The organism is Streptomyces sp. NPDC053755, from assembly GCF_040677675.1.
Classification (GTDB): domain Bacteria; phylum Actinomycetota; class Actinomycetes; order Streptomycetales; family Streptomycetaceae; genus Streptomyces.
Genome location: NZ_JBFASK010000042.1, coordinates 1 through 12154 on the forward strand (window position 1 = coordinate 1; position 12154 = coordinate 12154).

11 protein-coding genes are annotated in these 12154 nt (G+C 70.0%); 2 read left to right on the forward strand and 9 right to left on the reverse strand.

Annotated elements, in window-relative coordinates; all coding sequences use genetic code 11:
- Nucleotides 1-266 precede the first annotated feature (266 nt).
- From AB0K65_RS28465 to thyX, 3 genes are all read right to left on the reverse strand, one after another.
- Nucleotides 267-1952 (reverse strand): ribonuclease J, encoded by a 1686-nt coding sequence (locus tag AB0K65_RS28465; protein ID WP_365721446.1) that lies wholly within the window; start codon nt 1950-1952, stop codon nt 267-269.
- A gap of 153 nt (nt 1953-2105) precedes the next feature.
- Entirely contained in the window at nt 2106-3005 is a 900-nt protein-coding gene (gene dapA, locus AB0K65_RS28470) for a 4-hydroxy-tetrahydrodipicolinate synthase (RefSeq protein WP_365721448.1), read from the reverse strand.
- 178 nt (nt 3006-3183) lie between these two features.
- Entirely contained in the window at nt 3184-3924 is a 741-nt protein-coding gene (thyX, locus tag AB0K65_RS28475; RefSeq protein WP_365721450.1) for an FAD-dependent thymidylate synthase, read from the reverse strand.
- Between the two features lie 188 nt (nt 3925-4112).
- Between thyX and AB0K65_RS28480 the strand changes: the two genes are divergently transcribed.
- Together AB0K65_RS28480 and AB0K65_RS28485 are read left to right on the forward strand one after the other, a co-directional pair.
- Nucleotides 4113-4352 (forward strand): hypothetical protein, encoded by a 240-nt coding sequence (locus AB0K65_RS28480; RefSeq protein WP_365721452.1) that lies wholly within the window; start codon nt 4113-4115, stop codon nt 4350-4352.
- Between the two features lie 94 nt (nt 4353-4446).
- Nucleotides 4447-5004 carry a hypothetical protein gene (locus tag AB0K65_RS28485; RefSeq protein ID WP_365721454.1) on the forward strand — a complete coding sequence of 186 codons (558 nt, stop codon included), beginning with the start codon at nt 4447-4449 and terminating at the stop codon, nt 5002-5004.
- Here AB0K65_RS28485 and AB0K65_RS28490 read toward each other — a convergent pair.
- The 6 genes from AB0K65_RS28490 to eccD form a co-directional block, all read right to left on the reverse strand.
- Entirely contained in the window at nt 4994-5446 is a 453-nt protein-coding gene (locus tag AB0K65_RS28490; RefSeq protein WP_365721456.1) for a hypothetical protein, read from the reverse strand. The genes AB0K65_RS28485 and AB0K65_RS28490 overlap by 11 nt on opposite strands.
- Before the next feature lie 5 nt (nt 5447-5451).
- Entirely contained in the window at nt 5452-6204 is a 753-nt protein-coding gene (dapB, locus tag AB0K65_RS28495; protein ID WP_365721458.1) for a 4-hydroxy-tetrahydrodipicolinate reductase, read from the reverse strand.
- Nucleotides 6205-6220: 16 nt separating this feature from the next.
- Entirely contained in the window at nt 6221-7600 is a 1380-nt protein-coding gene (locus AB0K65_RS28500) for a pitrilysin family protein (RefSeq protein ID WP_365721460.1), read from the reverse strand.
- Nucleotides 7597-9819: a polyribonucleotide nucleotidyltransferase gene (locus AB0K65_RS28505; RefSeq protein WP_365721462.1), complete on the reverse strand. Its 2223-nt coding sequence runs from the start codon at nt 9817-9819 to the stop codon at nt 7597-7599. The genes AB0K65_RS28500 and AB0K65_RS28505 overlap by 4 nt, the downstream gene beginning before the upstream one ends.
- A gap of 276 nt (nt 9820-10095) precedes the next feature.
- On the reverse strand, nt 10096-10386 hold the full coding sequence (rpsO, locus tag AB0K65_RS28510; RefSeq protein WP_158991116.1) for a 30S ribosomal protein S15: 291 nt from the start codon (nt 10384-10386) through the stop codon (nt 10096-10098).
- A 242-nt stretch (nt 10387-10628) separates the two neighbouring features.
- On the reverse strand, nt 10629-12107 hold the full coding sequence (gene eccD / locus AB0K65_RS28515) for a type VII secretion integral membrane protein EccD (protein WP_365721465.1): 1479 nt from the start codon (nt 12105-12107) through the stop codon (nt 10629-10631).
- Between the last annotated feature and the right edge of the window lie 47 nt (nt 12108-12154).

The window sequence follows — 12154 nt, forward strand, 5'->3', positions numbered from 1 at the left end:
TCGTGTTTCCAGCTTAGCAGATCCGATTTCCGTTTCCGCCACCCGCTGGAGCGGGTTTCACCTTCCAGGAATTCGCTTTCGCGCTTTCCTTTCCGGCGGCTCCGACTTTATCAGAACTTCTGAGTCGGAATTCCCGCCCCTCCCGGTTCACCCGTTCGTGCACACGGAGGTGCCGGGCTTCCCGTTCAGGCGGAGCCGTAAACGTACTGGAGCGGGGCGCCCCGATGCAAATCGAGGCGCCCCGCTCCTGGTTGGGGGGTCGAGGGTCAGACCTCGACGACCACCGGGAGGATCATCGGACGCCTGCGGTAGGTGTCCGAGACCCACTTGCCGACCGAGCGGCGGATGAGCTGCTGGAGCTGGTGCGGCTCGACCACGCCGTCCTGGGCGGACTTGTTGAGCGCCTCCTCGACCTTGGGGACCACGGCGCTGAACGCCGAGTCCTCGATGCCGGAGCCGCGGGCGTGGATGTTCGGACCGCTGACGATCTTGCCGGTCGAGGCGTCCACCACGACGAAGACCGAGATGATGCCCTCGTCCCCGAGGATGCGGCGGTCCTTGAGGTGGACCTCCGTGACGTCGCCGACCGAGAGGCCGTCGACGTAGACGTAGCCGGCCTGGACCTTGCCGACGATCTTGGCCTTGCCGTCGACCAGGTCGACGACGACGCCGTCCTCCGCGATGACGATGCGGTCCTTCGGGACGCCCGTCATCGCGCCGAGCTCGGCGTTGGCGCGCAGATGGCGCCATTCGCCGTGGACCGGCATGAGGTTCTTCGGCTTGCAGATGTTGTAGAAGTACAGGAGCTCGCCGGCCGAGGCGTGGCCCGAGACGTGGACCTTGGCGTTGCCCTTGTGGATGACGTTGGCGCCCCAGCGGCTCAGGCCGTTGATCACGCGGTAGACCGCGTTCTCGTTACCCGGGATGAGCGAGGACGCCAGGATCACGGTGTCGCCCTGGACGATCCGGATCTGGTGGTCGCGGTTGGCCATCCGGGACAGGGCCGCCATCGGCTCGCCCTGCGAACCCGTGCAGACGAGCACGACCTCGTCGTCCGGGAGGTCGTCGAGGGTCTTCACGTCGACGACCAGGCCGGCAGGGACCCGCAGATAGCCCAGGTCACGGGCGATGCCCATGTTGCGGACCATCGAGCGGCCGACGAAGGCCACGCGGCGGCCGTACTCGTGGGCCGCGTCGAGGATCTGCTGGATGCGGTGCACGTGGCTGGCGAAGCTGGCCACGATGATGCGCTTCTGGGCGTTCGCGAAGACGTTCCGAAGGACGTTGGAGATGTCCTTCTCCGGCGGGACGAAGCCCGGGACCTCGGCGTTCGTCGAGTCGGACAGGAGGAGGTCGATGCCCTCCTCGCTGAGCCGCGCGAAGGCGTGGAGGTCGGTGAGCCGGCCGTCCATCGGGAGCTGGTCCATCTTGAAGTCGCCGGTGGCGACGACCATGCCCGCGGGGGTGCGGATGGCGACCGCGAGCGCGTCCGGGATGGAGTGGTTGACCGCGATGAACTCGCAGTCGAAGGGGCCCAGGTTCTCCCGGTCGCCCTCCTTCACCTCGAGGGTGTAGGGGCGGATCCGGTGCTCCTGGAGCTTCGCCTCGATCAGGGCGAGGGTCAGCTTGGAGCCGATGAGCGGGATGTCCGGCTTCAGCCGGAGCAGGTACGGGACGGCGCCGATGTGGTCCTCGTGACCGTGCGTGAGCACGATGCCCTCGACCTGGTCCAGGCGGTCCCGGATCGTGGTGAAGTCGGGCAGGATCAGGTCGATGCCGGGCTGCTCCTCCTCTGGGAAGAGGACGCCGCAGTCGACGATGAGCAGCCGGCCGTCGAATTCGAAGACCGTCATGTTGCGGCCGATCTCGCCGAGCCCGCCGAGCGGGGTGACGCGAAGGCCGCCCTTGGGGAGCTTCGGCGGGGCGCCGAGTTCAGGATGCGGATGACTCAAAAGACTCTCCTCACCACACGCGCCACGTACCGCTTCGGCACGTGGCGCGCATGACATTCGTGCACTTGCTGTTGTCTGTCGGGCGGTCTCGTCGGACGTCGGATGTCGCTCGTCGCGTCGGACGGACCGGATATTCAGTTGTGAAGTCCGTTGCTAGATCTGTACCCCGCCGGCGGCGAGATCGACCTTGAGCTGGGCGGTTTCCTCCGGGGAGAGCTCCACGAGCGGCAGGCGCAAGGGTCCGGCCGGGAGGCCCTGGAGGGCGAGGGCGGCCTTGGAGGTGATGACGCCCTGGGTGCGGAACATGCCGGTGAAGACCGGGAGCAGCTGCTGGTGGATCTCGGTGGCCTTCTGGACGTCGCCGCTGAGGTACGCGTCCAGGAGGGCGCGGAGCTCGGGCGTCACGACGTGGCCGACGACGGAGACGAAGCCGCAGGCTCCCACGGAGAGCAGCGGCAGGTTGAGCATGTCGTCGCCGGAGTACCAGGCCAGGCCGCTGCGCGCGATGGCCCAGCTGGCGCGTCCGAGGTCGCCCTTCGCGTCCTTGTTGGCGACGATCCGGGGGTTCTCGGCGAGCCGGACGATCGTCTCGGTGTCGATGGGGACGCCGCTGCGGCCGGGGATGTCGTAGAGCATCACCGGAAGCTCGGTGGCGTCGGCGATCGCCGAGAAGTGCCGGTACAGGCCCTCCTGCGGGGGCTTGTTGTAGTACGGCGTGACGGCGAGCAGGCCGTGCGCGCCGTCACGGGCGGCGGTGCGGGCGAGCTCGACGGAGTGGTGCGTGTCGTTGGTTCCGATGCCGGCGATGACGTGGGCGCGGTCTCCGACCGCTTCCAGTACCGCTCGGACCAGCTCCGATTTCTCCGCGTCGCTGGTGGTCGGGGACTCGCCGGTGGTGCCGTTGATGACGAGGCCGTCGTTGCCTGCGTCCACCAGATGGGCGGCCAGTCGCTGGGCACCGTCGAGGTCGAGTGCGCCGTCAGCCGTGAGAGGCGTGACCATGGCGGTGAGGACCCTCCCGAAGGGGGTCTGCGGAGTGGAGATCGGAGCCATGGGTCACACGCTACTCGTTGCTCGGCGTCCGGTGTCCCCTCGGGGGACGTGAGAAGAGGAGCCCGGCACTGCCTGCTCGGGGGTTCAAGCAGTGCCGGGTCCGTTTGATCAGCCTAGATGAACTTCGTGAAACGCCGCAATACGGACACTTCGCGTGACGCGTTCGCACATCTGTGCTTTATGGGGCCACACGGCCGTTCTTGTTGAAGGCGTCGTAGCTCAGCGGCATGAGCCGGGACCAGTGCTCTTCCATCTTCTCGCCGACCATCTCGATCTCCCGCTGGGGGAAGGACGGCACCTTCGCCAGCTCGTGCTGGGTGCGCAGTCCGAGGAAGTGCATCAGCGAGCGGGCGTTGCACGTGGCGTACATCGAGGAGAAGAGGCCGACGGGCAGGACGGCGCGGGCGACCTCGCGGGCGACTCCGGCGGCGAGCATCTCCTGATAGCGCTCGTACGCCTGGATGTACGCCTCCTCCATGGCGGCGCCGGTCGTCTTGTACTGCTCCTCGGTGCCGTCGACGAAGACGTACTTGCCCGGGCGGCCCTCCTGGACCAGCTTGCGCTCGGGTCCGGGGATGTAGAACACCGGCTGGAGCTCGCGGTAGCGGCCCGACTCCTCGTTGTACGACCAGCCCACGCGGTGCCGCATGAACTCGCGGAACACGAAGATCGGGGCGCTGATGAAGAACGTCATGGAGTTGTGCTCGAACGGGCTGCCGTGCCGGTCGCGCATCAGGTAGTTGATCAGCCCCTTGGACCGCTCGGGGTCCTTCCGGAGCTCTTCGAGGGACTGCTCACCGGCGGTGGAGACCCGGGCCGCCCACAGCACGTCGGAGTCGGCGGCGCTGTGCTTCACCAGCTCGACGGTCACATCGCTGCGGAAACTGGGCTTGAGGTCTTCTGCGGGGGTGTCGCTCACCGGCGGGTGTCCTTCCATCGCGTCGCACGGGCGGCGCCCACTTTACGGGGAGCCGCCGACAGCGGGTCCGTGCACCCGCCTGAGCGGCTTTCTTCGGTCAATTCGGGGAAAGGGGGCACCAAGACGTCGGTTTCGTCGTCTGTACCTGTGAAACCACCCACCACCACCAGCCCGAGGAGTGTTTCCCCATGTTCAGCCGGCGAGAGGCCGTACCGTTCTCATTCGTCGCCGAGGCCGACCGGTTCCGCAGTAACGTCACTCCGCCGCCGAGGGAGCGCCTCAGCGTCTCGCAGCTCGCGGGCCGTACGCTGGTCGGGCTGACCGTCGTGGCCGGTCTCGTCGGGTCGCTGCTCTTCGGGATGCCCGCCATGGAGTCGGGCGCTGCCGGTGGCCACCGGCAGCACTCCGAGGCCTCCGACGGCCGCTGATCGTTACGGCCCCCTGGGGTGGCCCGGTCGAGGCCCCCTGGGTAGCCTCACCGGGCACAGCCCCTACGAGCGTGCTTGTGAGTGAGGACCCGTCGTGCCCCTGCCCTTCCTGACGGCCGACCGCGCCTTTGACGCGACCGACGATGTCGCGCTGCCGTTCGACGACCACGACCAGTGGCGTCGCCCGTACCGGCCAGGACCCTGGAGGGTCGGGGCCGCGGCGCTCGCGCTGCTGCTCGCGTCGTTCGTGCTCTTCGCCGCCGTGATCATCGCGGCCGCCGGAGCCGTACCCGGGGCGGGCGCCACCTTCGCGCTGGCCGGGGTGATCATCCTCTGCGCGCTGCGCATGCTGCGCGTGGGCACCTGGGTGAGCCGCCACGGTCTGCGGCGCGTCGGGTTCTTCTCGACGAGGACCCTGGAGTGGCGCGAGGCCGGCGCCGTGCGCACGGTGCAGCAGCCGGTGCGCTGGCTCGGTCTGCCCCGCACGGTCCAGGGTCAGGCCCTGCTCCTCGTACGGCAGGGCGGTGAGCAGCTGACCCTGCTCACCGACCACAACGCCGACTTCCTCTCGCGCGTCGAGGCGTTCGACCGCGCCGCGGACACGATCGAGGCGTGGAACGCCGAGTACGGCGCGGTGACGGCTACGCGCTGACCGTGCGCCCCGCGTGGAGGGCGATCGCCCGCTGCATCGCCTTGCGGGCGCGCGGGGTGTCGCGGGCGTCGTGATAGGCGACCGCGAGCCGGAACCAGCAGCGCCAGTCGTCCGGGCGGTCCTCGGTCTCGGCCCGGCGCTTCGCGAACACCTCGTCGGCCGAGTCACGGTCGATCCGCCCGCCCGCCGTGCGCCGCAGCTCGTCCACGGGCAGGCCGCCTTCGGCCTCCAGCTCCCGCGCGAGCCGCTGCGCCCTGCGGGCGAAGAGGGTGTTCTTCCAGAGGAACCACCCGCCGACGCCGGGCAGCAGGAACGCCACCGCGCCCATGCCCATCGCGGCCGGTTCCCCGGTCAGCATGAGCAGGACGCCCTCCATCGCCACCACGCCGAAGACGAGCACGAGGACGGTGGCGAGGAAGAAGTACGTGATCTTTCCGCCCATGGCCGTCAGCCCAGGTCCAGGAAGTGCTCCAGGCCGAAGGTGAGGCCCGGGGCGGTGGTCACGCGGCGGGCGCCCAGGAGGATGCCCGGCATGAAGCTGGAGTGGTGCAGCGAGTCGTGACGGACGGTCAGGGTCTCGCCCTCACCGCCGAGCAGCACCTCCTGGTGGGCCAGCAGGCCCCGCAGGCGTACCGCGTGGACCGGAACGCCGTCCACGTCGGCGCCGCGGGCACCGTCCAGGGCGGTCGCGGTGGCGTCCGGCTGGGCGCCGAGGCCGGCCTCGGCGCGGGCCGCGGCGATCAGCTGGGCGGTACGGGTCGCCGTGCCGCTGGGGGCGTCGACCTTGTTCGGGTGGTGCAGCTCGACGACCTCGACCGACTCGAAGTACGGGGCGGCGATCTGGGCGAACCTCATGGTCAGGACGGCGCCGATGGAGAAGTTCGGCGCGATGAGCACGCCGGTCTCCGGGGAGGCGGCGAGCCAGGTCCGCAGCTGCGCGAGGCGCTCCTCGGTCCAGCCGGTGGTGCCGACGACCGCGTGGATGCCGTGGCTCACGCAGTAGGCGAGGTTGTCCATCACCGAGGCCGGGGTGGTCAGCTCGACGGCGACCTGGGCGCCCGCCTCGGCGAGGGTCTCCAGCTTGTCGCCCCGGCCGAGGGCCGCCACCAGTTCCATGTCCTCGGCGGCCTCGACGGCCCGTACGGCCTCGGAACCGATACGGCCCTGGGCTCCGAGGACCGCCACGCGCAGCTTGCTCATTGCTCTGAAACTCTCTCTAGGAGACGGATTCGTGCAGGCGTGCCGCCTGCTTGTCCTTCAGCGGCCCGATGACGGACAGCGAGGGGCGCCGGCCGAGCACCTCGCGGGCGACCTCCCGGACCTCGTCGGGGGTGACCGCGGCGATCCGGGCGAGCATGTCGTCCACGGACATCTGGCTGCCCCAGCACAGCTCGCTCTTGCCGATGCGGTTCATCAGCGCGCCGGTGTCCTCCAGGCCGAGGACGGTCGAGCCGGAGAGCTGGCCGATCGCGCGGCCGATCTCGTCGTCGGTCAGGCCCTCGGAGGCCACCTTGTCCAGCTCGTCCCGGCAGATCCCGAGCACGTCGTGGATCTGGTTCGGGCGGCAGCCGGCATAGACGCCGAAGAGCCCGCAGTCGGCGAACCCGGAGGTGTACGAGTACACGCTGTAGGCCAGTCCGCGCTTCTCCCGGACCTCCTGGAAGAGCCGGGAGGACATGCCGCCGCCGAGCGCGGTGTTGAGGACGCCGAGTGCCCAGCGGCGCTCGTCCGTGCGGGGCAGGCCCGGCATGCCGAGGACCACGTGGGCCTGCTCGGTCTTGCGCCCGAGGTGCTCGACGCGTCCGGCGGTGCGGATGGTGCGCCGGCCCTCACGGGGGCCGACGGGGACCGCGTCGGTGCGGGTGAGGGCGCCGGCCTTCTCGAAGGCGCGGCGGACCTGGCGTACCACCGTGGCGTGGTCGACGTTGCCCGCGGCCGCGACGACCAGGTGGGTCGGGTCGTAGTGCTTCTTGTAGAAGCGGGCGATCCGGCCCCGGTCGAGGGCGTTGATGGTGTCGACGGTGCCGAGCACGGGGCGGCCCAGGGGGGTGTCGCCGAACATCGTCTGCGCGAAGAGGTCGTGCACGACGTCGCCCGGGTCGTCCTCGGTCATCGCGATCTCCTCGAGGATGACGCCGCGCTCGGCGTCCACGTCCTCCTGGAGGATCAGCGAGCCGGTGAGCATGTCGCACACCACGTCGATCGCCAGCGGCAGGTCGGTGTCGAGGACCCGCGCGTAGTAGCAGGTGTACTCCTTCGCCGTGAAGGCGTTCATCTCGCCGCCGACCGCGTCGAGCGCGGCGGAGATGTCGAGGGCGCTGCGTCGGCCGGTGCCCTTGAAGAGGAGGTGCTCGAGGTAGTGCGTGGCGCCGTTGAGGGTGGGCGTCTCGTCGCGGGAGCCGACGTTCGCCCAGATGCCGAAGGTGGCGGAGCGTACGGACGGCAGGGTCTCGGTGACGATGCGCAGGCCGCCGGGGAGGGTCGTGCGGCGGACCGTGCCGATGCCGTCCTTGCCCGGGAGAAGCGTTTGGGTACGGGCGACGGCCCGCCCCTCCGAAGAGGGGCGGGCCGTCGTCGCGGAACTACGGGACGTCACTGGTCGGTGTCGTCCTTCTTGTCCTCCGCGGCGTTCTCGTCGTCCGCCATGACGGGGACGAGGGAGAGCTTGCCGCGCTGGTCGATCTCGGCGATCTCGACCTGCACCTTGGCGCCGACCGCGAGCACGTCCTCGACGTTCTCCACGCGCTTGCCACCGGCGAGCTTGCGGATCTGCGAGATGTGCAGCAGACCGTCCTTGCCGGGCATCAGGGAGACGAAGGCACCGAAGGTGGTGGTCTTGACGACCGTACCCAGGTAGCGCTCGCCGACCTCCGGCATGGTCGGGTTGGCGATGCCGTTGATCGTGGCGCGGGCGGCCTCGGCCTGCGAGCCCTGGGCGGCACCGATGTAGATGGTGCCGTCGTCCTCGATCGTGATGTCGGCGCCGGTGTCCTCCTGGATCTGGTTGATCATCTTGCCCTTGGGGCCGATGACCTCACCGATCTTGTCCACCGGGATCTTGACGGTGATGATGCGCGGCGCGTTCGGGGACATCTCGTCCGGAACGTCGATCGCCTCGTTCATCACGTCGAGGATGTGCAGACGCGCGTCACGGGCCTGCTTCAGCGCGGCGGCCAGGACCGAGGCGGGGATGCCGTCGAGCTTGGTGTCGAGCTGGAGCGCGGTGACGAAGGTCTTCGTACCGGCGACCTTGAAGTCCATGTCGCCGAACGCGTCCTCGGCGCCGAGGATGTCCGTGAGGGCGACGTAGTGGGTCTTGCCGTCGATCTCCTCGGAGATCAGGCCCATGGCGATACCGGCGACGGGGGCCTTGAGCGGCACACCGGCGTTCAGCAGCGACATGGTGGAGGCGCAGACCGAGCCCATGGACGTCGAGCCGTTGGAGCCGAGGGCCTCGGACACCTGGCGGATCGCGTAGGGGAACTCCTCGCGCGTCGGCAGCACCGGCACGATGGCGCGCTCGGCGAGCGCGCCGTGGCCGATCTCGCGGCGCTTGGGCGAGCCCACGCGGCCGGTCTCGCCGACGGAGTACGGCGGGAAGTTGTAGTTGTGCATGTAGCGCTTGCGGGTCACCGGGGAGAGGGTGTCCAGCTGCTGCTCCATGCGGAGCATGTTGAGGGTGGTGACGCCCAGGATCTGGGTCTCGCCACGCTCGAACAGCGCCGAGCCGTGCACGCGCGGGATGGCCTCGACCTCGGCGGCGAGCGTACGGATGTCCGTGATGCCGCGGCCGTCGATGCGGACCTTGTCCTTGATGATCCGCTCGCGGACCAGCTTCTTGGTCAGCGCGCGGTAGGCGCCGGAGATCTCCTTCTCGCGGCCTTCGAAGGCCGGGAGGAGCTTCTCGGCGGCGAGCTCCTTGATGCGGTCGAGCTCGGTCTCGCGCTCCTGCTTGCCGGCGATGGTGAGCGCCTGGGCGAGCTCGCTCCTGACCGCGGCGGTGAGGGCCTCCAGGACGTCGTCCTGGTAGTCGAGGAAGACCGGGAACTCGCCGGTGGGCTTGGCGGCCTTGGCGGCGAGGTCCGACTGGGCCTTGCACAGGACCTTGATGAAGGGCTTCGCGGCCTCGAGACCGGCGGCGACGACCTCCTCGGTCGGCGCCTCGGCGCCGCCCTTGACGAGCTCGATGGTCTTCTCGGTGGCCTCGGCCTCGACCATCATGATCGCGACGTCGCCGTCCTCGAGGACGCGACCGGCGACGACCATGTCGAAGACGGCGTCCTCGAGCTCGGTGTGCGTCGGGAACGCGACCCACTGGCCCTTGATCAGCGCGACACGGGTGCCGCCGATCGGGCCGGAGAAGGGCAGGCCGGCCAGCTGCGTGGAGCAGGAGGCGGCGTTGATGGCGACCACGTCGTAGAGGTGGTCGGGGTTGAGCGCCATGATCGTCTCGACGATCTGGATCTCGTTGCGCAGGCCCTTCTTGAAGGAGGGGCGCAGCGGCCGGTCGATCAGGCGGCAGGTGAGGATCGCGTCCTCGGAGGGCCGGCCCTCACGGCGGAAGAAGGAGCCGGGGATCTTGCCGGCCGCGTACATCCGCTCCTCGACGTCCACCGTCAGGGGGAAGAAGTCGAGCTGGTCCTTGGGCTTCTTGGACGCGGTGGTGGCCGAGAGGACCATCGTGTCGTCGTCCAGGTACGCGACGGCGGAGCCGGCGGCCTGCTTGGCCAGGCGGCCCGTCTCGAAGCGGATGGTGCGGGTGCCGAACGTGCCGTTGTCGATGACGGCTTCGGCGTAGTGGGTCTCGTTCTCCACTATGGGTTTCTCCTACGTGTTCGTCTTTTCGTCCGTCGGCCCGTGTGGCCGGGGACGGTCATGGAGGAGAAGCGCACCTTCGGTGCGGGCCGGTCTTCGATCGAAGCACCCGGGGATATGGGGTCCGGGCGCCACTACCGAGGACCGGCGGCGGGCCGGCGGCTTCTCGCTCGTGTGTGGCGTTGTGTGACCAGACTAAGTGCCGGTCGGCACATCGCGCACGTACAGCAAAGGGAGCGGCCCCCTAAAGGTGGGAACCGCTCCCTTCACGGCGTCTTACTTGGCGCCGCCGGCCGCACCGCGGCGGATGCCGAGGCGGTCGACCAGCGCACGGAAGCGCTGGATGTCCTTCTTGGCCAGGTACTGCAGCAGGCGGCGGCGCTGGCCGACCAGGATCAGCAGACCACGACGGGAGTGGTGGTCGTGCTTGTGCTGCTTGAGGTGCTCGGTCAGGTCCGAGATGCGGCGGGAGAGCATCGCGACCTGGACCTCGGGGGAGCCGGTGTCGCCCTCCTTGGTGCCGAACTCGGCCATGATCTGCTTCTTCGTAGCGGCGTCGAGAGACACTCGGTACTCCTCTTGGTGTTCGTGCGCCGACGAGTGCCCCTGGTCTTGGTCTCAGGGGAGCTTCGGTGACTCGCCAGGCGAAGGTCCGATGGGCGCAGCTTCCAGAGGAGGTCCTGATCCGGGGATCCGGGTCGACTCCGGGAACGCGTACACAAACGGCCGTCACCCAGCGTACCAGCCCGGGGGAGGCGCCCCGCCCGGGCCCCCTTGCGCTCTCCCTGCCCGCCGGTGCGGGCCCTGTCCTACTTACTGGTGAGGGAGCGGGCCGCCATGAAGACGTCGAGGACGGCCAGGCAGAGCGGGACCAGGGAGAGCAGGACGAAACTCTCGGCAAGGTCGAGCAGCCGGCCCCAGAACGGCGAGAGGCCCTTCCTGGGGATGATCAGGCCGATGGCGGTGAGCAGGGCGGCGCCGGCGGCGACGGCCGCGGTGAGCCAGATCGTACGGATGTCCAGACCGCCGCGGTCCCCGTAGATCAGGAGGTCCTTGACCAGGTCGGCCGGCGGGTTCAGGGAGAGGCCGAGAATCAGCAGGGCGATCGCGGCGATGCCGGCGACCAGGACGCAGGCGACCTGCGAGGTGTAGCGGAAGAGCCGGGCGCGCAGCAGCATCGCGAGGCCGGCCGCCAGGGCGAGGAGCTGGCCCCAGACGTTGCCCGCGAAGCCGAGGACGGCGGCCGATCCGACGACGACCGCGGCGCAGCCCCCGACCAGGCCGAGCAGCATCTCGTGGCCGCGGCGGGCCTGGAGGGCGATGCGCTCGCCGTCGACGGGCTGGGCCTCCTCGGCGGAGGGCTGGGCGGGGTCGGCGTGGAAGTCGTCGTCCGCGGCGCTGCGCGGCGCTGCGTAGCCGATGGGGAGCCGGGCGAAGCGGGCCGACAGGCCGGGCAGGAAGGCGACGAGACCGATGGCGACCGGCGCGCAGACGGAGGCGGTCGCGGTGGCGGAGGCCTCGGTGAGGATCGCGAGGAACGTCGCGAGGGTGCCGACGGCGGCCAGGAAGGTCGCGGCGACGAAGGGCGCGTCTCCGCTGGGGGTGAGCGCGACCAGGGTGACGGAGGCGACCAGGACGGTGACGCAGCCGAGCAGGAACTGGAGGCGTCCGGGGCCCTGCCCCGCGTCGGGGCCGATGATCCCGGAGCCCGCGATCAGCAGCAGCGGCAGGGCGCCGAGACCGAGGGCGACGGCGGTGGCCCGGTCGGCGTAGACCCGGGCGCGGACTCCGGCGAAGGCGGTCAGCAGGACGCCCGCCGCGCCGGCGACGACGCCGGGCAGGCTGTGCATGTCGTGGCGGACCGGGTCGGCGAACCACAGCACGAAGCCCATGAGGACCAGCAGCAGGACCCCGCCGACGAGTCCCGCGCCGCGCAGCAGGTCGTCGCTCCACAGGTGCCGGTCGCGGGTGACGGCGGAGGCGACGGCGTCGGAGACGTCGTCGAAGACGGCGGGCGGCAGCGACTGGGCGAAGGGGCGCAGCGAGAGCACCTCCCCGTCGAGGACCTGCTGGCCCGCCAGGGTGCGGGCGCCGTCGAGGACCGATCCGTCGCGGCGGACCAGGTGGTAGCCGGTGGGAGCGCCGGCGGCCTGGGTCTGGCCGGTGAGCCGCAGGATCTCCGGATAGACGTCGGCGACCGCGATGTCCTCGGGGAGTGCGACGTCGATGCGGCTGTCCGGCGCCACGACGGTGACGCGGCAGAAGCCGGTCGCTGCGGTCGTACTCACTGTCTGGACCCCCTGATTCGCGGTTGCGCACGATGCGCGGGCCACCC